The 21093-nt window shown below is 56.0% G+C and carries 32 protein-coding genes; 2 read left to right on the top strand and 30 right to left on the bottom strand.

All coding sequences use genetic code 11. From position 1 onward, the window contains the following. Positions 1-164 precede the first annotated feature (164 nt). Entirely contained in the window at positions 165-572 is a 408-nt protein-coding gene (locus tag P8T57_RS15595) for a PadR family transcriptional regulator (RefSeq protein WP_083379383.1), read from the top strand. Between the two features lie 45 nt (positions 573-617). Continuing rightward, positions 618-1832 (top strand): MFS transporter, encoded by a 1215-nt coding sequence (locus P8T57_RS15590; protein ID WP_037990964.1) that lies wholly within the window; start codon positions 618-620, stop codon positions 1830-1832. 99 nt (positions 1833-1931) lie between these two features. Here P8T57_RS15590 and P8T57_RS15585 read toward each other — a convergent pair whose 3' ends face one another. From P8T57_RS15585 to fusA, 30 genes are all read right to left on the bottom strand, one after another. Beyond that, positions 1932-3371: a DegQ family serine endoprotease gene (locus P8T57_RS15585; RefSeq protein WP_007091481.1), complete on the bottom strand. Its 1440-nt coding sequence runs from the start codon at positions 3369-3371 to the stop codon at positions 1932-1934. 229 nt (positions 3372-3600) lie between these two features. Then, the gene (rplQ, locus tag P8T57_RS15580; protein ID WP_007091482.1) at positions 3601-4032 is read right to left on the bottom strand and encodes a 50S ribosomal protein L17; all 432 of its coding nucleotides are present in this window, start codon (positions 4030-4032) and stop codon (positions 3601-3603) included. 196 nt (positions 4033-4228) lie between these two features. Continuing rightward, positions 4229-5245, bottom strand: coding sequence for a DNA-directed RNA polymerase subunit alpha (locus tag P8T57_RS15575; RefSeq protein WP_007091483.1), 1017 nt, complete (start codon positions 5243-5245; stop codon positions 4229-4231). Positions 5246-5365: 120 nt separating this feature from the next. Next, positions 5366-5758 carry a 30S ribosomal protein S11 gene (rpsK, locus tag P8T57_RS15570; protein ID WP_007091484.1) on the bottom strand — a complete coding sequence of 131 codons (393 nt, stop codon included), beginning with the start codon at positions 5756-5758 and terminating at the stop codon, positions 5366-5368. 15 nt (positions 5759-5773) lie between these two features. Beyond that, complete coding sequence (gene rpsM / locus P8T57_RS15565; RefSeq protein ID WP_007091485.1) at positions 5774-6142, bottom strand: 30S ribosomal protein S13; 369 nt, start codon at positions 6140-6142, stop codon at positions 5774-5776. A 120-nt stretch (positions 6143-6262) separates the two neighbouring features. Further along, a complete protein-coding gene (locus tag P8T57_RS15560) occupies positions 6263-6907 on the bottom strand; it encodes an adenylate kinase (protein ID WP_037990968.1) in 645 nt (214 codons plus the stop codon). Between the two features lie 37 nt (positions 6908-6944). Further along, positions 6945-8291 carry a preprotein translocase subunit SecY gene (gene secY / locus P8T57_RS15555; RefSeq protein ID WP_071240405.1) on the bottom strand — a complete coding sequence of 449 codons (1347 nt, stop codon included), beginning with the start codon at positions 8289-8291 and terminating at the stop codon, positions 6945-6947. Positions 8292-8372: 81 nt separating this feature from the next. Next, positions 8373-8858, bottom strand: a complete 486-nt coding sequence (rplO, locus tag P8T57_RS15550) for a 50S ribosomal protein L15 (RefSeq protein WP_071240404.1) — start codon at positions 8856-8858, stop codon at positions 8373-8375. Between the two features lie 30 nt (positions 8859-8888). Further along, positions 8889-9083: a 50S ribosomal protein L30 gene (gene rpmD, locus P8T57_RS15545; RefSeq protein WP_007091489.1), complete on the bottom strand. Its 195-nt coding sequence runs from the start codon at positions 9081-9083 to the stop codon at positions 8889-8891. 6 nt (positions 9084-9089) lie between these two features. Beyond that, a complete protein-coding gene (gene rpsE, locus P8T57_RS15540; protein WP_007091490.1) occupies positions 9090-9671 on the bottom strand; it encodes a 30S ribosomal protein S5 in 582 nt (193 codons plus the stop codon). Between the two features lie 11 nt (positions 9672-9682). Beyond that, complete coding sequence (rplR, locus tag P8T57_RS15535) at positions 9683-10036, bottom strand: 50S ribosomal protein L18 (protein WP_007091491.1); 354 nt, start codon at positions 10034-10036, stop codon at positions 9683-9685. Between the two features lie 11 nt (positions 10037-10047). Continuing rightward, positions 10048-10581 (bottom strand): 50S ribosomal protein L6, encoded by a 534-nt coding sequence (gene rplF, locus P8T57_RS15530; RefSeq protein WP_007091492.1) that lies wholly within the window; start codon positions 10579-10581, stop codon positions 10048-10050. 12 nt (positions 10582-10593) lie between these two features. Beyond that, positions 10594-10992, bottom strand: coding sequence for a 30S ribosomal protein S8 (rpsH, locus tag P8T57_RS15525; protein ID WP_007091493.1), 399 nt, complete (start codon positions 10990-10992; stop codon positions 10594-10596). A gap of 12 nt (positions 10993-11004) precedes the next feature. Next, positions 11005-11310 carry a 30S ribosomal protein S14 gene (rpsN, locus tag P8T57_RS15520; RefSeq protein WP_007091494.1) on the bottom strand — a complete coding sequence of 102 codons (306 nt, stop codon included), beginning with the start codon at positions 11308-11310 and terminating at the stop codon, positions 11005-11007. Between the two features lie 14 nt (positions 11311-11324). Then, a complete protein-coding gene (rplE, locus tag P8T57_RS15515) occupies positions 11325-11864 on the bottom strand; it encodes a 50S ribosomal protein L5 (RefSeq protein ID WP_007091495.1) in 540 nt (179 codons plus the stop codon). A gap of 11 nt (positions 11865-11875) precedes the next feature. After that, entirely contained in the window at positions 11876-12193 is a 318-nt protein-coding gene (gene rplX, locus P8T57_RS15510; RefSeq protein ID WP_007091496.1) for a 50S ribosomal protein L24, read from the bottom strand. Next, positions 12193-12561, bottom strand: coding sequence for a 50S ribosomal protein L14 (rplN, locus tag P8T57_RS15505; RefSeq protein WP_007091497.1), 369 nt, complete (start codon positions 12559-12561; stop codon positions 12193-12195). Before rplN ends, rplX begins: the two co-directional genes overlap by 1 nt. A gap of 34 nt (positions 12562-12595) precedes the next feature. Next, complete coding sequence (gene rpsQ / locus P8T57_RS15500; RefSeq protein WP_007091498.1) at positions 12596-12829, bottom strand: 30S ribosomal protein S17; 234 nt, start codon at positions 12827-12829, stop codon at positions 12596-12598. Positions 12830-12855: 26 nt separating this feature from the next. Further along, positions 12856-13056 (bottom strand): 50S ribosomal protein L29, encoded by a 201-nt coding sequence (gene rpmC / locus P8T57_RS15495; RefSeq protein WP_007091499.1) that lies wholly within the window; start codon positions 13054-13056, stop codon positions 12856-12858. Positions 13057-13062: 6 nt separating this feature from the next. Continuing rightward, complete coding sequence (gene rplP / locus P8T57_RS15490) at positions 13063-13482, bottom strand: 50S ribosomal protein L16 (protein ID WP_007091500.1); 420 nt, start codon at positions 13480-13482, stop codon at positions 13063-13065. Positions 13483-13494: 12 nt separating this feature from the next. Then, the gene (rpsC, locus tag P8T57_RS15485) at positions 13495-14181 is read right to left on the bottom strand and encodes a 30S ribosomal protein S3 (protein WP_007091501.1); all 687 of its coding nucleotides are present in this window, start codon (positions 14179-14181) and stop codon (positions 13495-13497) included. Then, positions 14181-14561 (bottom strand): 50S ribosomal protein L22, encoded by a 381-nt coding sequence (rplV, locus tag P8T57_RS15480; protein WP_007091502.1) that lies wholly within the window; start codon positions 14559-14561, stop codon positions 14181-14183. The genes rpsC and rplV overlap by 1 nt, the downstream gene beginning before the upstream one ends. Before the next feature lie 2 nt (positions 14562-14563). Beyond that, positions 14564-14842, bottom strand: a complete 279-nt coding sequence (rpsS, locus tag P8T57_RS15475; RefSeq protein WP_007091503.1) for a 30S ribosomal protein S19 — start codon at positions 14840-14842, stop codon at positions 14564-14566. Between the two features lie 16 nt (positions 14843-14858). Further along, positions 14859-15686: a 50S ribosomal protein L2 gene (gene rplB / locus P8T57_RS15470; protein WP_007091504.1), complete on the bottom strand. Its 828-nt coding sequence runs from the start codon at positions 15684-15686 to the stop codon at positions 14859-14861. A gap of 3 nt (positions 15687-15689) precedes the next feature. Next, the gene (locus P8T57_RS15465) at positions 15690-15992 is read right to left on the bottom strand and encodes a 50S ribosomal protein L23 (protein ID WP_007091505.1); all 303 of its coding nucleotides are present in this window, start codon (positions 15990-15992) and stop codon (positions 15690-15692) included. Beyond that, entirely contained in the window at positions 15989-16609 is a 621-nt protein-coding gene (rplD, locus tag P8T57_RS15460; RefSeq protein WP_007091506.1) for a 50S ribosomal protein L4, read from the bottom strand. The genes P8T57_RS15465 and rplD overlap by 4 nt, the downstream gene beginning before the upstream one ends. Before the next feature lie 5 nt (positions 16610-16614). Continuing rightward, the gene (gene rplC / locus P8T57_RS15455; RefSeq protein ID WP_007091507.1) at positions 16615-17331 is read right to left on the bottom strand and encodes a 50S ribosomal protein L3; all 717 of its coding nucleotides are present in this window, start codon (positions 17329-17331) and stop codon (positions 16615-16617) included. Between the two features lie 16 nt (positions 17332-17347). Then, the gene (gene rpsJ, locus P8T57_RS15450; protein ID WP_007091508.1) at positions 17348-17656 is read right to left on the bottom strand and encodes a 30S ribosomal protein S10; all 309 of its coding nucleotides are present in this window, start codon (positions 17654-17656) and stop codon (positions 17348-17350) included. A 118-nt stretch (positions 17657-17774) separates the two neighbouring features. Next, positions 17775-18965 (bottom strand): elongation factor Tu, encoded by a 1191-nt coding sequence (gene tuf, locus P8T57_RS15445; protein ID WP_040059651.1) that lies wholly within the window; start codon positions 18963-18965, stop codon positions 17775-17777. Between the two features lie 28 nt (positions 18966-18993). After that, entirely contained in the window at positions 18994-21075 is a 2082-nt protein-coding gene (fusA, locus tag P8T57_RS15440) for an elongation factor G (RefSeq protein WP_037991697.1), read from the bottom strand. Positions 21076-21093: the final 18 nt, after the last annotated feature.

The raw sequence follows: 21093 nt of genomic DNA, 5'->3' as shown, positions 1-21093 counted from the left end.
TCGGGCAGATGTTCCTATTGTTATCTTGCGACCGGTTTTGCGCGGAACTTATCACGAACATCGACCGGTTTATAGCGATAAGGCAAGAATATTGACACCTCGACCATCGAGGTATACGGTTCGCGCCGTCAAACCAGCCGGAAACACCGACGTGAAACACCGACGTGAAACAGATTGCCGATTATACTGACCGTTCCTATTGGCAGGGCACAATCAAAATGTCCTTGTCGAAGTTTTTCGTGCTGTGCGTTTTGCATCGCAAGCCGATGCACGGCTACGAGGTCGTTCAGGCCGTCGAAAAAACCACCAATGGCTGCTGTTCCCCTTCCGAAGGAACCGTCTATCCGGTTCTGAACGAATTCGAGGCCGGTGGATACCTGACATCGCACCCCGAAGTCGTTCAGGGCCGCCAGCGCAAGGTTTACGATCTGACCGACAAGGGGCGCGATGCATTCCGGGTCGCGACCGAGGCATGGATGGATGTGACCCGGCATATCCTTGCCAGCCGGGATGCGATCCAGACCGGCATCGCACCGGTTTCCCCGCAACAGGGAAAGGCATGCTGTGAGTAGTCCTTTTTTCAGGCCATCATACCTCGATGATCGAGGCATCAAATCATGACCAAAGCCCCCAAAAAAATGCCGATCATTATCGCACTTGGCAGCGCACAAACACTGGGGTTCGGATCGACACTTTATCTGCCGGCCATTCTGTCCGCCCCAATGGCAGAGGAATTCGGCATTCCGACCGGCTGGGCGTTTGGTGCCTTTTCGCTGGCACTTGTGGTTGCGGCCCTTCTGGGCCCGATGGCAGGTGCGCGGATCGACCGGTTTGGCGGGCGCAATATCCTGACGGTTTCAAGCCTTGTCTTCGCGCTTGGCCTTGGTTTGCTTGGCCTGTCGAACGGTATGATCGCCATGTGCATGGCGTGGCTCATCATCGGGGCCGGTATGGCGATGGGACTTTACGAGGCGGCCTTCGCAACCCTTGCCGGGATCTTTGGGCGTGGTGCACGCGGGCCGATCACCGGCATCACATTGATTGCCGGATTTGCCAGCACGATCTGCTGGCCGATATCGGCCGGGCTTGAAATCGAATATGGTTGGCGTGCCGCCTGCTTTTTCTGGGCAGCGATGCATTTGCTTGTCGGGTTGCCGCTAAACCGCCTGATCATCCCGGCCGGAAACGGCCAGCATATGGCCCCAGCCAAGGCCCCTGCTGACAATCCCGATAATGTCAGGGTCAAAGCGGATACGGCGGTAACGCCGGGATATTTCACCGTACCGATGATCCTGCTGGCATTCATTTTCGCCGCAAGCTGGTTTATCGCAACCGCCATGGCCGCCCATTTGCCGCGATTGTTGCAAATTTCGGGGATGGATACGGCGGATGCGATTATTGCCGCCTCGCTCGTCGGCCCGGCACAGGTCGCGGGACGATTGCTGGAATTCGGTGTATTGCAACGCATGCATCCACTGATTTCGGCCAGGATAGCAGGCTTTGCCCATCCGCTTGGCGCATCGCTTCTGCTGGTTTTTGCCGGTCCCGTCGGGATGATATTCACAAGCCTGCATGGGGCGGGCAATGGTATCCTGACCATCGCCAAGGGGACCTTGCCCCTTGCCCTCTTCGGGCCAGTTGGCTATGGCCTGCGGCAGGGGTTTCTGATGGCACCGTCGCGCTTTGCGCAGGCCGCCGCCCCGTTTCTGTTCGGATTGCTGATCGACGGATATGGCGTCCGGGCAGTGCTTCTGACCGTCGGGCTGGGTTTACTCAGCTGTCTGGCGATGATGTTTCTTAAAACCGATACGGCCAGATCAGCGGCATCATGAAAAGCCAGATCGACCATCTGCCGCTATCGATTGTCAGCGACAAAAACGACAGAACCGGGGAATGATCCCCGGTTCTGTCTATCTATTGGCTGATAAGAATCAAAGCTGGAATTCAGCGGTCAGAACCTTGCCATCGCGTTTGACCGCAATGGACCAGTCCCGCCCGCGTTCACCGGCTTTGATAACGTCCTTCAGGCGGGCCACGGTGTCAATCGGCACACCATTGACCTCGACGATATAATCACCGGGTTGAATGCGGGCACGGCGCGCAAGGCTGTCGCGCTGCACGGCAAGGACGATGACACCGTTGCTCAGCGTATCAATGCCAATTTCATCGGCAAGTGCGGGGTTCACATTGGCGATTTTTGATCCGCTGAACGGATTGCGGCCTTCGACCTCGGTTTCATCACGCGCAGGCAGTTCGGGTGCGACTTCAAGCGGCATCCGGAGCATCACTTCCTGCCCCTTGCGCAGCACGGAAAGCTCGGCATTGTGATCAAGTTCCAGTGTTGCAATGCGGAATTTAAGCTCGTTGGGGTTATCGACAGGAAGACCATTCACCGCAACCACCACATCACCGGGTTTAAGGCCGCCGCGATCCGCCGGGCTGCCATCGCGGACTTCGTTGATCAGAACACCATGCGGGCGATCCAGATCAAGCGACGCCGCCAGATCGGCGGTTACCGACTGCCCTGCCGCCCCCAGCCACGGGCGACGCAGATCGCCACTGATCAGGCCACGCATCACCACCTTGACCATATTGACCGGCACGGCAAAACCGATGCCGTTTGACCCGCCCGATTTGGTAAAGATTGCCGAATTCACCCCGATCAGATTGCCATCAATATCAACAAGCGCCCCGCCGGAGTTCCCCGGATTGATCGCGGCATCGGTCTGGATAAAGGATTGATAATCCTGCCCGGTCACACCGGCACGCGCCAGTGCGGAAACGATGCCGCTGGTCACGGTCTGCCCCACCCCGAACGGGTTGCCTATGGCAAGGACAAGGTCGCCGACCTCGACCGCGTCAGAATCGCCAAGCGTGATGGCCGGCAATTCATCCTTCACATCACGCAGACGCAGAACAGCCAGGTCGGTGCGTTCGTCCGAACCGACCAGATCGGCATCGAATTCGCGATTGTCATGTAAAACAACGCGGATCTCGCTGGCACCATCAATCACGTGATGGTTGGTCACGATTGTGCCGTCCGACGATACAATCACCCCGGAACCAAGCGACCGTTCAACCCGCTGGCGCGGGGCACCAAACGCCCCGCCAAACCGTTCGCCAAAGAACTGCCGAAAGAACGGATCGTTGAAAAACGGGCTTCGTTGCTGGGTGGTGACGACCTTTTTGGTATAGATGTTCACAACGGCCGGCGCGGTTTGCTTCACCAGCGGCGACAGCGACATCTTTATTTCGGTCTGGCTTTCGGGCAGACGCCGATCCTGTGCGGATGCTACGCCAATCTGGCCAAACATGGCCCCTGATACAATCATGATCCCGGTCATGACGGTCGCAATCAATCGTGCCTGCACGTCGAACTCTCTCTTTTCTTCGTAAAGCGGGTCAGCGCGGAAAACAGTCTGGTTAGGGTCAGGGACAGAACCCTGGATACCCGACAGAAAGTAGGGTGATCAGGATTTACGCGCAACCTTGGCGGAAATATGATGAATTTTGAAATATTTCGCTGCCGCGATAAAACCAAAAGAAAACGGGCGGCACCATTGGCACCGCCCGTTTCTATCTTAAAGGCCGAAACGTTGCTTATTCAGCAGACGCTTCTTCGCCTTCGCCCTCTGCTTCAAGGCGAGCACGGTCTTCCGCGCCTTTGGCTTCCGGGTTGCGATCAACGAGTTCGATCACAGCAACCGGAGCAGCATCGCCATAACGGAAGCCAGCCTTCAGAACGCGGGTGTAACCACCCGAACGCTCTTTGTAGCGATCAGCAATTTCGCCGAACAGCTTGGCAACGACTTTCTCGTCACGCAGGATCGAAATGGCCTGACGGCGTGCATGCAGGTCGCCCCGCTTGCCCAGCGTAATCAGTTTTTCGACATACGGGCGAAGATCCTTGGCCTTCGGAAGAGTGGTTTTGATCTGCTCGTGGGTGAGCAGCGAAACCGCCATGTTAGAGAACATCGCCTTACGATGGGACGAAGTACGATTAAGCTTACGGCCTTGCATACCGTGACGCATAGGAACTCTCCTTATTGCCTTGGCTTCGCGCACGAAACCGATTGTGATACCGCGCCGCCACCCTGACTAAATCAGGTCATGCACGTGCGGTTTTGGGCACCAGCCCGCCAGAAATTCCGAAAACCGGGTTTCTGGTTGGGGCAGAACGCCTGCCCCGTCAGTCAAAAAGCACCGACCCGAAGGCCGAAGCCCCGTCTTAGAACGGGTCTTCGAACTTACGCGCCAGTTCTTCGATGTTTTCCGGCGGCCAACCGCCGACTTCCATACCAAGATGCAGGCCCATCTGCGCCAGAACATCCTTGATTTCGTTCAGCGATTTACGACCGAAGTTCGGCGTACGAAGCATTTCTGCTTCGGTTTTCTGAACCAGATCACCGATATAGATGATGTTGTCGTTCTTGAGGCAGTTTGCCGAACGGACCGAGAGCTCAAGCTCGTCGACCTTGCGCAGCAGATTGCGGTTGAACGGCAGTTCGTCTTCTTTCTTCTCTTCGACAACCGCTTCCGGCTCGTCGAAGTTGACGAACAGCGACAGCTGGTCCTGAAGGATACGGGCAGCAAGTGCCATTGCATCTTCCGGGGTGACCGAACCGTTGGTTTCAACGGTCAGCGACAGCTTGTCATAATCGGTATCCTGACCAACACGGGTGTTTTCCACCTTGTAGGCCACTTTACGGATCGGGCTGAAGATTGCATCGATCGGAATAAGACCGATCGGCGCATCCGACGAACGATGCGACGTCGCAGCAACATAGCCTTTACCGTTATCAACGGTGAATTCGATGTTCAGCGTCGCACCATCATCAAGATGGCACAGCTCGAGATCCGGGTTAAGGATTTCGATGTCGGCACCGGTTTCGATCTGACCCGCGGTGACAGCACCCGGACCAGTCGCTTTAAGCGCCATTTTCTTCGGACCTTCGGCATGCATGCGCACACCCATGGTCTTGATATTCAGGATGATGTCGGTGACATCTTCACGCACACCCGGGATCGACGAAAATTCGTGCAATACACCGTCAATCTGGATCGCAGTAACCGCCGAACCCTGGAGCGACGACAGCAGAATGCGACGCAGCGCGTTACCCAGAGTCTGACCAAAACCGCGCTCCAGCGGTTCCGCCACGATCGTACCGATGCGGCTGGCATCCGTACCCGGAGTAACATCAAGCTTGGTCGGCTTAATCAGTTCCTGCCAGTTCTTTTGAATCACGAGACCCACCTTCGCAACTGGAGCCTATGGTAAGGGGGGCACAAAATTGGCCCCCGCGAGAAACGCGAAGAGGCCCGGTCGCCCGGGCCCAAACGCGGGGTCGTCCGCAGATCGGCGCGATTAGACGCGACGACGTTTACGCGGACGGCAACCGTTATGCGGGATCGGCGTTACGTCTTTGATCGACGTAATGGTGAAACCAACCGCCTGAAGCGCACGAAGGGCAGATTCACGTCCCGAACCCGGGCCTTTAACCTGAACTTCAAGGGTTTTCATGCCGTGTTCAGCAGCTTTTTTACCTGCGTCTTCGGCAGCAACCTGTGCAGCATACGGGGTCGATTTACGCGAACCGCGGAAACCCATACCACCAGCGGTCGACCAGGAAATGGTATTACCCTGAACGTCGGTGATGGTGATCATGGTGTTGTTGAAGGTCGCGTTTACGTGCGCGATACCGTTCGTAATGTTCTTCCGCTCGCGGCGACGCACGCGAGTCTGAGGAGCTTTTGCCATTGTCTGTCCCCTACCTTACTTCTTCTTGCCAGCGATCGGCTTAGCCGGGCCCTTGCGGGTGCGGGCGTTGGTGTGGGTACGCTGACCGCGTACCGGGAGACCGCGACGATGACGCAGGCCGCGATAGCAACCCAGATCCATCAGACGTTTAATGTTCATTGCGGTTTCACGACGAAGGTCGCCTTCGACGGTGTAATCAGCGTCGATGACTTCACGCACCTTGAGAACCTGGTCATCAGAGAGCTGATGAACGCGGGTTGCTGCTTCGATGCCAACCTTTGCGCAAATTTCTTTAGCTTTCGCCGGGCCAATGCCGGTGATGTAGGTAAGCGCAATCACGACGCGCTTAGCGGTCGGGATGTTTACGCCAGCAATACGAGCCACTGTGTGAGACTCCTGTTTCCTGTTAACAAACCCTGCGGCAGATCCGGTAGGACGGGGCGCTGCAAAAGCGGGCCAGCAATACTGCCAACCCGCCAGCAAAAAAATGCCCCGCCCGGGAAATTACCCCAGGATGGCTTCTATCTCGCGCGTAACTTCGTCGATTTCGGCCATCCCGTCAACTGTTTTCAGCTTACCGGCATTCTCATAGTAGGGAATGATCGGTGCTGTCTGCTTGTGATAAGCTTCCAGTCGCGAGGTGACCGTCTCGGCATTGTCATCCGCACGGCGTTTGAATTCGGTGCTGCCACATACGTCGCAAACACCGTCCTGCTTGGGTTTCTGGAACTCGTCATGGTATCCCTGCCCGCATTTCGCGCAGGTGTAGCGACCAACGATACGTGCCACAAGGGCGGCATCATCAACCCGCAACTCGATCACATAATCAAGTGCCAGTCCCTTGGTTTCCAGCATCACATCCAGGGCATGTGCCTGGGCTGTGGTGCGCGGAAAACCGTCCAGAATGAAACCGTTCTTGGTATCATCCTGATCAAGTCGTTCGGAAATCAGGCCGATCATCAGATCGTCGGAGACGAGCTTGCCCGCATCCATGACTTCCTTTGCCTTCTGCCCCAGCTCGGTTCCGGCCGCGACCGCTGCACGCAGCATGTCACCGGTCGAAAGCTGAATCATGCCGCGTCCCGTTTCAAGACGCTTTGCCTGGGTCCCTTTGCCAGCACCCGGAGGGCCAAGAAGGATAATGTTCATTGTTGTCCGTCCCCCTGATGGTCTTGGTGGCGCCGCCTTAGCGGCGGCGTCCACGCAATTTGGATTTCTTGATCAGGCCTTCATACTGGTGTGCCAGCATATGCGACTGGATCTGTGCTACGGTATCCATGGTTACCGTGACAACGATCAGCAAGCTAGTCCCACCAAAGTAGAACGGCACCGACCATTCGGCGATCAGAAGCTCTGGCAGGATACAGACAAATGCCAGATACGCTGCACCGATGACCGTCAGGCGGGTCAGGATGAAATCCAGATAGTTGGCGGTATTCTTGCCCGGACGGATGCCCGGAATGAAGCCGCCATGCTTTTTCAGGTTGTCTGCCGTATCTTCCGGGTTGAAAACAACCGCCGTGTAGAAGAAGGCAAAGAAGACGATAAGCGCGATATACAGACCGATATAAAGCGGCTGGCCACGGCCAAGCAGTGCTGTCACGGTGCTAAGCCACGCAGGCGCATCCGCACCGGCAGTGAACTGTGCAACCGACAGCGGCATCAGCAGAAGCGAGCTTGCAAAGATCGGCGGAATAACGCCGGCCGTGTTGATCTTGAGCGGCAGGTGCGAGCTCTGACCTTCCATGACCTTCATGCCGACCTGGCGTTTCGGGTACTGGATCAGAACACGGCGTTGGGCACGTTCCACGAACACGATGAAGGCAATGACGGCAATCGCCAGTACGATGATCGCAACGATCACCAGTGCCGAAATCGCGCCGGTACGGCCCAGTTCAAGGGTGCCCGCAATCGCGGCCGGAAGGCCCGCAACAATACCGGTAAAGATGATAAGCGAAATGCCGTTACCGATACCGCGCTGGGTGATCTGTTCGCCCAGCCACATCAGGAACATGGTGCCGCCAACCAGGGTCACAACCGCGGTAAAGCGGAAGAACATGCCCGGATCATGAACCGCAGAGCCGGATGAACCGCTCATGCTTTCAAGACCCACTGCAATGCCCCATGCCTGGATCGTGGCGATCACAACGGTCAGATAACGGGTATATTGATTAATCTTTTTACGCCCCTGTTCGCCCTCTTTTTTCATAGCCTCAAGGCTTGGCGAAACAGTGGTCATCAGCTGAATGATGATCGAGGCGGAGATGTAAGGCATGATGTTCAGCGCGAAGATGGTCATACGCCCAAGCGCACCACCAGCAAACATGTCGAACATGCCCAGGACGCCACCAGCATTCTGCTGGAAAATATCAGCAAGAATGGACGGGTCAACGCCGGGAATCGGGATATATGTTCCCAGACGGTAAACTATAAGCGCGCCCAACGTGAACCAGATGCGCTTTTTAAGCTCGGTTGCCTTAGAAAAAGACGACCAGTTCAGGTTCGCGGCAAGCTGCTCGGCGGCCGATGCCATGCACTTATCTCCCAATAGGCTAAAACTGGAGGGTCCGGTCCCGTAATCTTGGGAACCGGACCCTCACGTAGTCATAGAGGCTTATTCTGCGGTTTCTGCTGCGGCAACCGGAGCAAGTACCTTGACCGAGCCACCAGCTTTCTCGACGGCTTCGATAGCCGACTTGGAAGCACCGGTGATTTCGATGTTCAGTTTCGCTTTCAGTTCGCCTTTAGCGAGCAGACGCAGACCGTCTTTCTGCGGACGGGCCAGGCCTTTTTCGACCAGAACTTCGATGGTGACATTCGCACCTTCTTCAAGAACACCGTTATCAACGGCGGTCTGAAGGGTACCAAGGTTCACGACACCGAACAGTTTCCGGAACGGATTTTTAAAGCCGCGCTTCGGAAGACGACGGTAGATTGGCATCTGCCCGCCTTCGAAGCCATTGATCGCTACACCGGAACGGGACGTCTGACCCTTCTGACCTGCGCCAGAAGTTTTGCCTTTGCCCGAACCGATACCGCGACCGACGCGGGTGCGCGCCTTGCGGGCACCCGGGTTATCGGCAAGTTCGTTGAGTTTCATTAATCAACACCTTTTCGATCTGGGGGCCAATCAGGCCTCGTCCACGCGGACGAGGTGCTTGACCTTGGCGATCATACCGCGAACAGCCGGAGTATCTTCCAGCTCACGAGTCCGGTGCAGTTTGTTCAGGCCAAGACCCACAAGGGTCTGGCGCTGATCAGCCGGACGTCCGATCGGCGAACCCGTCTGGGTAACGCGAACGGTCGCTTTTTTCTTAGCAGCCATATCGAATTACTCCTTTTCGAGAACGGCGGCCGCAGCCGAACCGCTATCGCGACGGGCAACGATCTCGCCAACCTTCAGGCCGCGTTTTGCAGCGACCTGACGCGGTGAAGCGCCGTTGACCAGAGCGTCAAGAGTTGCACGGATAACGTTGTGCGGGTTGTTCGAACCGGTGCATTTGGACACGACGTCCTGAACACCCATGGTTTCGAAAACTGCGCGCATCGCACCGCCAGCAATGATACCGGTACCAGCCGGAGCAGAACGGAGAATAACCCGACCTGCACCAAAGTGGCCCTGCACATCGTGGTGAAGGGTACGGCCTTCACGCAACGGAACGCGGATCATGTTGCGCTTGGCTGCTTCGGTAGCCTTGCGGATCGCTTCCGGAACTTCACGGGCTTTGCCCGTGCCGTATCCGACGCGACCGCGCTGGTCACCGACGACAACCATTGCGGAGAAAGCAAAGCGACGGCCGCCCTTAACGACTTTCGCGACGCGGTTGATACCAACCAGCTTGTCGACGAGTTCGTTTTCTTCACGGGCTTTCGGCGCCTGCTGCTGCTGTTGTGTATTCTGATTACGTGCCATGGTCGTGCTCCTTAGAAGTCCAGACCGCCCTCACGGGCGGCATCGGCCAGAGCTTTCACCCGGCCATGGAACAAATACCCGCCACGATCAAATACGACCGTTTTCACACCAGCGGCAACGGCACGTTCGGCAATAGCTTTACCGACCAGCACAGCTGCTTCGGCATTGCTGCCTTTGCCACCGAGATCTTTCTCGGCCGACGAAGCGCAGACAAGAGTCTTGCCTGCCAGATCGTCGATAATCTGTGCATAGATATGCGCGTTGGAACGGTGCACGCTGAGGCGCGGGCGACCGGCCGCTTTCTGGCGGATCGCAAAACGAACGCGGCGTTTGCGGCGCTCGAAGAGGTTTCTCGCGTTTTTCATCGTGCCAGTCCTTACTTCTTCTTGCCTTCTTTGCGCAAGATATACTCGCCTTCGTAACGGACACCTTTGCCTTTGTAAGGCTCCGGACCGCGCCAGCCGCGTGCATTTGCAGCGAACTGACCAACGAGCTGTTTATCTGCGCCAGAGATGGCGATAAGGGTCGGCTTTTCTGCGACGACGTTAAGACCCGCGGGGATCTCCATTTCCACGTCATGAGAGAAGCCAAGCTGCAGAACCAGTTTATTGCCCTGGACCTGCGCACGGTAACCAACACCGGTGATTTCCAGTTTCTTGGTGAAGCCGTCCGAAACCCCGGTTACGAGGTTTGCGATATTGGCGCGTGTGGTACCCCAAAGGGCACGGGCGCGCTTGGTATCGTTGGCCGGTTTCACGGTGATCTGGTTGTCATCCTGTGAAACAGTTACGTCCGAGGTCAGCGGCAGACGAAGCTCACCGAGCTTGCCTTTTGCACTGATCTGTTCTTCGGTCAGGGTGATGGTAACGCCGCTAGGCACGACCACCGGGTTTTTTCCTACTCGCGACATCGTTGGCCCTCCTTAGAATACCTTGCAGAGGATTTCGCCGCCGACATTCTGCTCGCGAGCCTCCTGATCCGACAGAACCCCTTTCGGAGTGGATAGGACTGCGATGCCCAAGCCGTTGTATACTTTCGGAAGATCTTTGATCTTCGAATACACACGACGACCCGGGGTCGAGACGCGGTCGATCTGCTTAATCACGCCTTCGCCCTCAAAATATTTGAGTTCGATGTTGATTTCGCTGACGCCCTTGCGAATTTCATTAATGCTGTAACCGCGGATGTAACCTTCGCGCTGGAGAACATCCAGCACACCGGTACGCAGTTTTGAAGCCGGCGAAGCAACGTTGGATTTACCAACGCGCTGACCGTTGCGGATACGCGTGAGCATATCGCCTACGGGATCAGTCATCGACATGTGATGTCCTCCTTACCAGCTCGACTTCACCATGCCCGGGATCTGACCACGCGAAGCAAGTTCACGAAGCGCGATACGGGACAGGCGGAATTTGCGATAGACACCGCGCGGACGACCGGAAACCTGGCAGCGGATACGCTGACGGATACGGGCCGAGTTACGCGGCAGCTGGGCGAGTTTGATCACGCACGCGATACGCTCTTCAGGAGAGGTCTCGCGATTGTTAATGACCGCTTTAAGGGCGGCACGCTTGGCAGCATGCTGCTTAGCCAGGCGCTCACGTTTAAGTTCGCGCTGAACGGCGCTTTTCTTGGCCATGGGCCAACCTCCAGTTAGTTTCCGAACGGAAGATCAAAGCCCTTGAGAAGGGCGAGAGCTTCGGCGTCGGACTTTGCCGTGGTGCAAATGATGATGTCCATCCCGCGGACCGAGTCGACTTTGTCGTACTCGACTTCAGGAAAGACGAACTGTTCCTTGAGGCCCATGGCAAAGTTGCCACGACCATCGAAGGATTTTTTGTTCAGGCCGCGGAAGTCACGAACGCGCGGAAGCGCGACCGAAACCAGACGGTCCAGGAACTCGTACATACGGTCGCGACGCAGGGTCACTTTACAACCGATGTTCATGCCTTCACGAAGCTTGAAAGCCGCTACCGACTTTTTCGCCTTGGTGAAGATAGGCTTCTGACCGGTGATGGCAGCGAGATCCGCAGCCGCACCTTCCAGCTTCTTGCGATCCTGGGTGGCGTCGCCGACACCCATATTGATCACGATCTTCTCGAGGCGCGGAACCTCCATGGAGTTCTCGTAGGAGAACTCCTTCTGGAGTGCGTCACGCACCACTTCTTTGTAATGTTCGCGCAGGCGCGTCATTTTTCCGTCCCTCAGTTGTCGATGACTTCGCCGCTGAGCTTCGCTACGCGAACCTTGCGACCATCATCGAGGGTCTTGAAACCGACGCGGGTCGGCTTGTTTTCTTTCGGGTCGACAATCGCCACGTTGGAAACGTTGATTTTCGCTTCCTTCTCGACGATGCCGCCAGCATCAGCACCGGTCGGACGCTGGTGACGTTTCACCAGGTTGATGCCCGAAACCAGAACTTTGTTCTCGGTCGGGAAAGCGGCGATAACTTCGCCGGTTTTCCCTTTGTCTTTACCCGTAAGAACAATGACGCGATCACCCTTTTTAATCTTGGCAGCCATTACAGCACCTCCGGGGCAAGCGAAATGATCTTCATGTAACCACGCGAACGGAGTTCACGGGTCACCGGGCCGAAAATACGCGTACCGATAGGCTCACCGTTCGCATTAATAAGAACGGCAGCATTACGGTCAAAGCGGATCGCCGAACCATCGGAACGACGAATTTCCTTTGCGGTCCGAACGATGACAGCTTTGTGTACTGCACCCTTCTTAACACGACCGCGCGGAATGGCTTCCTTGACGGAAACCACGATAACATCACCGACATTAGCGGTTTTGCGCTTCGAGCCGCCCAGCACCTTGATGCACTGAACACGGCGAGCGCCGCTATTATCGGCAACGTCCAGATTGGACTGCATCTGGATCATGGGTTTACCCCTTGACTATGGTTGGGCTGAGGACTCACTCCTCGACCACTACTTCCCAAGACTTCAATTTCGAGATCGGCCGGCATTCGCGAATACGAACGACGTCACCCGTCTTGAAGCGGTTCTCTTCATCATGCGCGTGGAATTTCTTCGACTTGCGCACATACTTTTTATACAGCGGGTGCATGACCTGGCGTTCCACACGGACCACCACAGTCTTGTCGTTTTTTGTCGAAACGACTGTCCCCTGCAATACACGCCTCGGCATGTGTCTTAACTCCTATGCGTGTCCAGTTAGGCCGCAGTAGCACCCTTCTCGTTTCCGAGAAGGGTTTTGATGCGGGCGATATCACGGCGGACCTTACGGACCTGCGCAGTGTTCTCGAACTGACCGGAAGCCTGCTGGAAACGCATATTGAACGATTCCTTACGCAGGTCGAGCAGCATCTGTTTTAGTTCATCAGCGCTTTTCGCGCGGAGATCAGCAATTTTCATCACTAATTACTCCCCTTCACCAAGACGCGTGACAAACTTGGTCTTGATCGGCAATTTTGCCGCTGCGAGCTCGAAAGCCCGACGTGCAAGATCCAGCGGAACACCGTCAAGTTCAAACATAATCCGACCCGGTTTTACACGTGCCGCCCAATATTCGACCGAGCCTTTGCCTTTACCCTGACGGACTTCAGCAGGCTTTTGCGATACCGGGAGATCCGGGAAAACGCGGATCCACACACGGCCTTGACGGCGCATGTGGCGGGTGATCGCGCGGCGGGCCGCTTCGATCTGACGCGCCGTTATACGCTCCGGCTCCAAGGCTTTCAAGCCATAAGCGCCGAAATTAAGTTCCGTACCACCTTTGGCCTCACCTTTAAGGCGGCCCTTGTGTGCTTTACGGAACTTTGTACGTTTTGGAGAAAGCATCTCTCTATCTCCTTACTTACGACCTGAACCAGCCGACTCGAGCGCTTTACGCTCGGAAGCCAACGGATCGTGAGCCATGATTTCGCCCTTGAAGATCCAGACCTTCAGACCGCAGACACCATAGGTGGTGTGAGCTTCCGAAGTGCCATAATCAACGTCCGCACGCAGGGTATGCAGCGGAACGCGACCTTCACGGTACCATTCGGTACGAGCGATTTCAGCACCACCAAGACGACCAGCGGCATTAATACGAATGCCACCAGCACCGAGACGGATTGCGTTCTGAACCGAGCGCTTCATGGCGCGACGGAACGAAACACGGCGCTCAAGCTGCTGGGCGATGTTGTCAGCGACCAGCTTGGCATCGATTTCCGGTTTACGGATTTCGATGATGTTAACCTGCACTTCCGACTTGGTCAGTTTCTGCAGATCGTTCTTGAGCTTCTCGATGTCCTGGCCTTTTTTCCCGATCACAACACCCGGACGGGCAGAGTGGATCGAGATGCGGGCTTTTTTCGCCGGACGTTCGATAATCACCTTCGATACACCCGCCTGTTTCAGACGGTCGAAGATGTATTTACGGATCGCCAGGTCTTCATGAAGAAGGCCAGCGAAATCGGCCTTGTTGGCGTACCAGCGGGAATCCCACGTGCGGTTGATGCCAACGCGTAAACCGATCGGATTTACTTTCTGACCCATTACTCGGCCTCCTCACGTTCGCAGACGACGATGCGCATGTTGGAGAACGGCTTGATGATCTTGCCGACGCGACCGCGTGCGCGGGCCCGCCAACGTTTCATCACGAATGCCTTACCAACAGTCGCCTCTTTGATAAAGAGACGGTCAACATCGAGCTGGTGGTTGTTCTCGGCATTAGCGATTGCCGATTCCAGCAGCTTTTTGACGTCCTGCGAAATGCGTTTGTTGGAGAAGGTGAGCTCTGCCAAAGCAGCCTCTGCCTTCATACCACGGATCGACTCGGCGACGAGGTTGAGCTTACGCGGGGAAATGCGTACTGCCCGGAGCGAAGCCGCAGCCTCGTTGTCCGCCAGCCGACGGATGTCAGCTTTTTTACCCATCGTTACTTCCTCTTCGCCTTCTTGTCGGCCGCGTGACCATAGTAGGTACGGGTCGGCGAAAACTCACCGAACTTATGACCGATCATATCTTCGTTCACAAGTACCGGCAGAAACTTCTGGCCATTGTAAACCCCAAAGGTGAGGCCTACGAATTGCGGCAAAATCGTCGAGCGCCGCGACCAGGTCTTAATTACCTCATTCCGGCCTGAAGCACGGACTGTTTCGGCTTTCTTAAGAAGGTATCCGTCTACAAACGGACCCTTCCAAACGGAACGCGCCATAGTCTAGCCTCCTCCGTTAGCTCTTATGACGACGGCGCATGATGAGCGCGTCAGTCTTTTTGTTCGAGCGGGTACGTTTGCCCTTGGTAGGCTTGCCCCACGGCGTAACCGGGTGACGACCACCCGAAGTGCGACCTTCACCACCACCATGCGGGTGATCGATCGGGTTCATGGCAACACCACGAACCGAAGGACGCTTGCCAAGCCAGCGATTGCGGCCTGCTTTACCAAGGTTTGTGTTCTGCTGGTCCTGGTTGGACACGGCACCGATGGTAGCCATGCATTCACCACGAACCAAACGTACCTCACCGGAGGACAGCTTAAGCTGGGCGTAACCCTGGTCCTTGCCGACAAGCTGCACATAGGTGCCTGCCGAACGTGCGATCTGACCACCTTTACCGGCTTTCAGTTCGACGTTATGGACGATGGTACCGACCGGAATATTCTTCAGCGGTGCGGCATTACCCGGCTTAATGTCTACGCGTTCGGCTGCAACAATGTTGTCGCCGACAGCAAGACGCTGCGGTGCGAGGATGTAGGCCAACTCGTCATCGGAATAACGAACCAGGGCGATAAACGCCGTGCGGTTCGGATCATATTCCAGACGTTCGACCGTACCAACGACATCAAACTTGGTACGTTTGAAGTCGATAATGCGGTAACGACGCTTGTGACCACCACCAATACGGCGGGCGGTGATACGACCAGAGTTGTTACGGCCACCTTTCTTGCGAAGACCTTCGGTCAACGCTTTGATCGGCTTGCCCTTGTGGAGATCGGAACGATCGACAAGAACCAGCTGACGGCGACCAGGAGAGGTTGGTTTAAACTTCTTCAAAGCCATGTCTTAGATTCCCGTCGTCACGTCGATGGACTGACCCTCTTCGAGGGTAACCATCGCTTTCTTGAAATCGCTCCGGCGACCGACAGTACCGCGAAAACGCTTGGTCTTGCCTTTTACCACAGAGGTATTGACCGCCTTGACCTTCACCCCGAACAGACCTTCCACAGCAGCCTTGATCTCCGGCTTGGTGGCGTCGATCGCAACTTTGAACGCAACGGCGTTGTGTTCAGAAATCAGCGTCGACTTTTCAGTGATATGCGGGGCGCGGATGACTTCGTACATCCGCTCTTTGCTGATGATCGTCATTTGAGACGTGCCTCCAACGCTTCGACCGCACCCTTGGTCAGCACCAGGGTGTCACGGCGCAGGATGTCATAGACGTTAGCACCAATCTCTGGCAGCACATCAACCTGCGGGATGTTGCGCGCAGCGCGTGCAAAGCCCTCATTGATCTGCGCACCGTCAATGATCAGTGCAGATTTCCAGCCGAGCTTAGCGAAAGCAGCGACCAGATTCTTGGTTTTGGCGTCCGAGAATTCCGCGGAGTCCAGAACGATAAGCTTACCGTCCTTTGCTTTGGCCGACAGAGCGGTTTTCAGCGCGAGCTTACGGAATTTCTTGGTCAGATCGTGCGAATGATCGCGAACACGCGGACCATGCGCTACACCACCACCACGGAACTGTACGGCTTTACGGGAACCGTGACGTGCACCGCCACTGCCCTTCTGACGTACGAACTTTTTCGTGGTCGCAGAGATCTCGCTTTTTTCCTTTACCTTGTGGGTACCGGCGCGGCGTTTTGCCAACTGCCAGTTCACCATGCGGTGCAGGATGTCACGACGAACGTCCAGACCAAAGATCTCTTCTGCGAGATCGATGTTACCGGCCTTGGACGCGTCAAGTTTAAGAATGTCGAGCTTCATGATGCTTATTCCTTATCCTCGGCGGCAGCTTCTTCAGCAGCCGGGGCAGCACCCTTTAGCGCGGCCGGGAACGGCAGACCTTCCGGTGCAGCACGTTTCACGGCATCCTTGACAAGGACATAAGCGCCGGCATGACCCGGGACAGCACCGTGAACCAGAACAAGACCCTTTGCTTCGTCGGTAGAGACGATTTTCAGGGACTGAACGGTTACGCGCGCCGCACCCATATGACCAGCCATCTTCTTACCTTTGAAGACGCGGCCCGGATCCTGGCACTGACCAGTGGAACCATGCGAACGGTGCGATACAGACACACCGTGCGACGCACGCAGACCACCGAAGTTATGGCGCTTCATCGCACCGGCAAAACCTTTACCGATGGAGGTGCCGATGACGTCAACGTACTGGCCTTCAACAAAGTGGGTTGCCGAAAGTTCGGCACCGACTTCGATCAGCGCATCTTCGCTAACGCGGAATTCAGCAAGTTTGGCTTTCGGCTCAACCTTGGCTTTTGCAAAGTGACCGCGCATCGGCTTCGATACGTTTTTCACTTTTGCTTTGCCATAGCCAAGCTGAACAGCAACGTAACCGTCGGTGTCGCTGGTACGATTAGCAACGACCTGAAGGTTATCGACTTTCAGAACGGTGACAGGAAGGTGCACGCCTTCGTCCGTGAAGACGCGAGTCATGCCAACCTTCTGGGTAATAAGTCCACTACGCATTGCGGCTTACTCCCGATTAAAGTTTGATCTCGACGTCGACGCCTGCAGCCAGGTCGAGCTTCATCAGAGCATCAACGGTCTGGGGAGTCGGGTCGACAATGTCGAGAAGACGCTTATGCGTACGGATTTCGAACTGCTCACGCGATTTCTTATCGATGTGCGGAGACCGCAGAACAGTGTATTTCTCAATGCGGGTCGGCAGCGGAATCGGGCCGCGGACCTCTGCGCCAGTGCGCTTCGCCGTATTGACGATCTCGCGCGTGGACTGATCCAGCACGCGATGGTCAAACGCCTTCAGGCGAATGCGAATGTTCTGACTATCCATGTAATTATGTACCGGAGCCCTCAAAAGGACACCGGCCCCTCAACTGGAGTTGACGATTGCCGCAAAAGTGTTGCGGGCGGCTTACATAGCCGCCCGCTTCACAAAGATCAAGAGAAAATTACTCGATGATCTTGGCAACAACGCCCGCGCCGACGGTACGACCGCCTTCACGGATTGCGAAACGCAGACCTTCGTCCATTGCAATCGGTGCAATGAGGGTCGCGGTCATCTGGACGTTGTCGCCCGGCATAACCATTTCCGTGCCTGCCGGCAGCTCGATCGAGCCGGTGACGTCAGTGGTACGGAAGTAGAACTGCGGACGGTAGTTCGAGAAGAACGGCGTGTGACGGCCACCTTCATCCTTGGTCAGGATGTAAGCTTCTGCGGTGAACTTGGTGTGCGGCTTGATCGAGCCGACATGCGCCAGAACCTGGCCACGTTCGACGTCTTCACGTTTGGTGCCGCGCAGCAGCGCGCCAATGTTGTCGCCAGCTTCACCCTGATCGAGCAGCTTGCGGAACATCTCAACGCCGGTGACAATCGTTTTGACGGTGTCTTTGATACCGACGATTTCGACTTCTTCACCAACCTTGACGATACCGGTTTCAACACGACCGGTCACAACCGTACCACGACCCGAGATCGAGAACACGTCCTCGATCGGCATCAGGAACGGACGGTCTTTCGGACGTTCCGGTGCCGGGATGTAGCTGTCAACAGCTTCCATCAGCTTCAGGATCGCTTCTTTGCCAATCGCGTCATCACGACCTTCAAGGGCAGCAAGAGCCGAACCTTTGACGATCGGAATGTCGTCGCCCGGGAAGTCGTAGGACGACAGAAGTTCACGGATTTCCATTTCGACGAGTTCGAGGAGTTCCTCGTCATCGACCTGGTCAACCTTATTCATGAACACGACGAGGGCCGGAACGCCAACCTGACGTGCAAGCAGGATGTGCTCGCGGGTCTGCGGCATCGGGCCGTCAGCTGCCGAAACAACCAGGATGCCGCCGTCCATCTGTGCCGCACCGGTGATCATGTTCTTGACATAGTCAGCGTGGCCCGGGCAGTCGACGTGCGCATAGTGGCGGTTCGCCGTTTCGTATTCGACGTGCGCGGTCGAGATCGTGATACCACGAGCTTTCTCTTCCGGCGCTTTGTCGATCATGCTGTAGTCCTGGAACGATGCGCCGCCGCTCTCTGCGAGAACTTTGGTGATCGCTGCGGTCAGCGTGGTTTTACCGTGGTCAACGTGGCCGATGGTGCCAACGTTCACGTGCGGTTTTGTACGGGCAAATTTTTCTTTAGCCATTTCTAACTCCGTTTATTCTGGCTTCGCCTTAGCCGGCCGACTTGGCCTTGACTTCGTCCGCAACTGCCTGCGGGACGTCGGCGTAATGATCGAACTGCATCACGAACTGGGCACGGCCCTGGGACATGGAACGCAGCGTATTGACGTAACCGAACATGTTCGCCAGCGGGACAAACGCGCTAACAACGCGTGCAATACCACGGGAATCCATGTCACGGACCTGACCACGGCGACTGTTAAGGTCACCAATGATGTCGCCCATGTATTCTTCCGGCGTCACAACTTCGACACTCATGATCGGCTCGAGAAGCTTCGGACGAGCTTTCGCAAGACCTTCACGGAATGCGGCACGAGCTGCGATTTCGAAGGCCATCACGCTCGAGTCAACGTCGTGGTATGCACCGTCGGTCAGGGTGACCGAGAAGTCGGTGACCGGGAACCCGGCGATCACACCGCTGTTAAGCGAGGTTTCAAGACCTTTCTGAACGCCCGGAATGTATTCCTTCGGAACGTTACCGCCAACGACGGTGTCCTTGAAGGAGAACCCGCTGCCCGGTTCACCCGGGGTGAAGGTCAACTTGATACGTGCGAACTGACCCGAACCACCCGACTGTTTCTTGTGGGTGTAATCGATGTCGACTTCCTGGGAAATCGTCTCACGATAAGCAACCTGCGGCGCGCCGACGTTTGCTTCGACTTTGAATTCACGCTTCATGCGGTCGACGATGATGTCGAGGTGAAGCTCGCCCATACCGGAAATGATGGTCTGGCCGGATTCGTGGTCGGTTTTGACGCGGAACGACGGATCTTCCTGTGCAAGACGTGCAAGGGCGAGACCCATTTTCTCCTGGTCGGCTTTCGATTTCGGCTCAACAGCGATCTCGATAACCGGATCCGGGAATTCCATACGCTCAAGGATGATCGGCTTGGCAGTGTCACAAAGGGTATCACCGGTGGTGGTATCCTTCAGACCGACCAGAGCAACGATGTCGCCCGAGCAAGCGTATTTGATTTCTTCGCGGTTGTTTGAATGCATAAGCAGCATACGGCCGATACGTTCTTTTTTCTCTTTGACAGAGTTCAGAACGTAAGAACCGGCTTCAAGCATACCGGAATAAATACGAACGAAGGTCAGGGAGCCAACGAACGGGTCGCTCATGATCTTGAATGCAAGACCGGAGAACGGTGCTTCGTCGTTCAGCGGACGTGAGTCCGGCTCGTCTTCGGTGCCCGGCTTGATGCCGCGCACGTCTTCGATATCGTCCGGAGCCGGCATGTAATCGATGACGGCATCAAGAAGCGGCTGAACGCCTTTGTTCTTGAACGCAGTACCGCAAAGGACCGGAACCAGTTCGCCTTTCAGCGTACCTTTACGGATGCACTTCTTGAGAACTTCCTCGGACGGCATTTCGCCTTCGAGGTAAGCTTCCATGGCAGCTTCGTCACACTCAACAGCCTGTTCGATCAGAGCTTCACGGTACTCTTCAGCCTGGTCTTTGAGCGAATCGCGAATGTCGCGATATTCGAACTCGGCGCCAAGGCTTTCGTCTTTCCAGACGATTTCCTTGTTGGCAACAAGGTCGACAACGCCTTCGAATTCCATTTCGGAACCGATCGGCAGCTGCATGACAGCCGCGTTGGCACCGAGACGGTCTTTGATCATCTTGACGCAGCGGAAGAAGTCCGCACCGGTACGGTCCATCTTGTTGACAAAGCACATACGCGGAACGTTGTACTTGTCAGCCTGGCGCCATACGGTTTCGGTCTGCGGTTCAACACCGGAAACGGCATCGAAAACAGCGCATGCACCATCGAGAACACGAAGCGAACGTTCAACTTCAATCGTGAAGTCAACGTGGCCCGGGGTATCGATGATGTTGATGCGGTTATCTTTCCAGAAGCAGGTCGTCGCAGCAGACGTAATCGTGATGCCGCGTTCCTGTTCCTGTTCCATCCAGTCCATGGTTGCGGCGCCGTCGTGGACTTCGCCGATTTTGTAGGACTTGCCGGTGTAGAATAGAATTCGCTCGGTGGTCGTCGTTTTACCAGCATCGATGTGAGCCATGATGCCGATGTTGCGATACCGAGAGATCGGAGTACGTTGTACCATAATCGACTCTTGATCTTG

Source organism: Thalassospira sp. SN3W, assembly GCF_038070535.1.
Taxonomy (GTDB): domain Bacteria; phylum Pseudomonadota; class Alphaproteobacteria; order Rhodospirillales; family Thalassospiraceae; genus Thalassospira; species Thalassospira xiamenensis.
The sequence above is the reverse complement of the archived record's forward strand: the minus strand, read 5'-3'. Positions and strand labels throughout refer to the sequence as shown.

What these genes read in the sequence shown, in the direction of transcription:
- P8T57_RS15590 (WP_037990964.1), top strand. Translation starts at nt 618, where the DNA reads ATGACCAAAGCCCCCAAAAAAATGCCGATCATTATCGCACTTGGCAGC.
- rplQ (WP_007091482.1), bottom strand. Translation starts at nt 4,032, where the DNA reads ATGCGTCACGGTATGCAAGGCCGTAAGCTTAATCGTACTTCGTCCCAT.
- rpsK (WP_007091484.1), bottom strand. Translation starts at nt 5,758, where the DNA reads ATGGCAAAAGCTCCTCAGACTCGCGTGCGTCGCCGCGAGCGGAAGAAC.
- P8T57_RS15560 (WP_037990968.1), bottom strand. Translation starts at nt 6,907, where the DNA reads ATGAACATTATCCTTCTTGGCCCTCCGGGTGCTGGCAAAGGGACCCAG.
- secY (WP_071240405.1), bottom strand. Translation starts at nt 8,291, where the DNA reads ATGGCATCGGCCGCCGAGCAGCTTGCCGCGAACCTGAACTGGTCGTCT.
- rplO (WP_071240404.1), bottom strand. Translation starts at nt 8,858, where the DNA reads ATGAAACTCAACGAACTTGCCGATAACCCGGGTGCCCGCAAGGCGCGC.
- rpmD (WP_007091489.1), bottom strand. Translation starts at nt 9,083, where the DNA reads ATGGCTGCTAAGAAAAAAGCGACCGTTCGCGTTACCCAGACGGGTTCG.
- rpsE (WP_007091490.1), bottom strand. Translation starts at nt 9,671, where the DNA reads ATGGCACGTAATCAGAATACACAACAGCAGCAGCAGGCGCCGAAAGCC.
- rplR (WP_007091491.1), bottom strand. Translation starts at nt 10,036, where the DNA reads ATGAAAAACGCGAGAAACCTCTTCGAGCGCCGCAAACGCCGCGTTCGT.
- rplF (WP_007091492.1), bottom strand. Translation starts at nt 10,581, where the DNA reads ATGTCGCGAGTAGGAAAAAACCCGGTGGTCGTGCCTAGCGGCGTTACC.
- rpsH (WP_007091493.1), bottom strand. Translation starts at nt 10,992, where the DNA reads ATGTCGATGACTGATCCCGTAGGCGATATGCTCACGCGTATCCGCAAC.
- rpsN (WP_007091494.1), bottom strand. Translation starts at nt 11,310, where the DNA reads ATGGCCAAGAAAAGCGCCGTTCAGCGCGAACTTAAACGTGAGCGCCTG.
- rplE (WP_007091495.1), bottom strand. Translation starts at nt 11,864, where the DNA reads ATGACGCGCCTGCGCGAACATTACAAAGAAGTGGTGCGTGACGCACTC.
- rplX (WP_007091496.1), bottom strand. Translation starts at nt 12,193, where the DNA reads ATGGCTGCCAAGATTAAAAAGGGTGATCGCGTCATTGTTCTTACGGGT.
- rplN (WP_007091497.1), bottom strand. Translation starts at nt 12,561, where the DNA reads ATGATCCAGATGCAGTCCAATCTGGACGTTGCCGATAATAGCGGCGCT.
- rpsQ (WP_007091498.1), bottom strand. Translation starts at nt 12,829, where the DNA reads ATGCCGAGGCGTGTATTGCAGGGGACAGTCGTTTCGACAAAAAACGAC.
- rpmC (WP_007091499.1), bottom strand. Translation starts at nt 13,056, where the DNA reads ATGAAAATTGCTGATCTCCGCGCGAAAAGCGCTGATGAACTAAAACAG.
- rplP (WP_007091500.1), bottom strand. Translation starts at nt 13,482, where the DNA reads ATGCTTTCTCCAAAACGTACAAAGTTCCGTAAAGCACACAAGGGCCGC.
- rpsC (WP_007091501.1), bottom strand. Translation starts at nt 14,181, where the DNA reads ATGGGTCAGAAAGTAAATCCGATCGGTTTACGCGTTGGCATCAACCGC.
- rplV (WP_007091502.1), bottom strand. Translation starts at nt 14,561, where the DNA reads ATGGGTAAAAAAGCTGACATCCGTCGGCTGGCGGACAACGAGGCTGCG.
- rpsS (WP_007091503.1), bottom strand. Translation starts at nt 14,842, where the DNA reads ATGGCGCGTTCCGTTTGGAAGGGTCCGTTTGTAGACGGATACCTTCTT.
- rplB (WP_007091504.1), bottom strand. Translation starts at nt 15,686, where the DNA reads ATGGCTTTGAAGAAGTTTAAACCAACCTCTCCTGGTCGCCGTCAGCTG.
- P8T57_RS15465 (WP_007091505.1), bottom strand. Translation starts at nt 15,992, where the DNA reads ATGACGATCATCAGCAAAGAGCGGATGTACGAAGTCATCCGCGCCCCG.
- rplD (WP_007091506.1), bottom strand. Translation starts at nt 16,609, where the DNA reads ATGAAGCTCGACATTCTTAAACTTGACGCGTCCAAGGCCGGTAACATC.
- rplC (WP_007091507.1), bottom strand. Translation starts at nt 17,331, where the DNA reads ATGCGTAGTGGACTTATTACCCAGAAGGTTGGCATGACTCGCGTCTTC.
- rpsJ (WP_007091508.1), bottom strand. Translation starts at nt 17,656, where the DNA reads ATGGATAGTCAGAACATTCGCATTCGCCTGAAGGCGTTTGACCATCGC.
- tuf (WP_040059651.1), bottom strand. Translation starts at nt 18,965, where the DNA reads ATGGCTAAAGAAAAATTTGCCCGTACAAAACCGCACGTGAACGTTGGC.
- fusA (WP_037991697.1), bottom strand. Translation starts at nt 21,075, where the DNA reads ATGGTACAACGTACTCCGATCTCTCGGTATCGCAACATCGGCATCATG.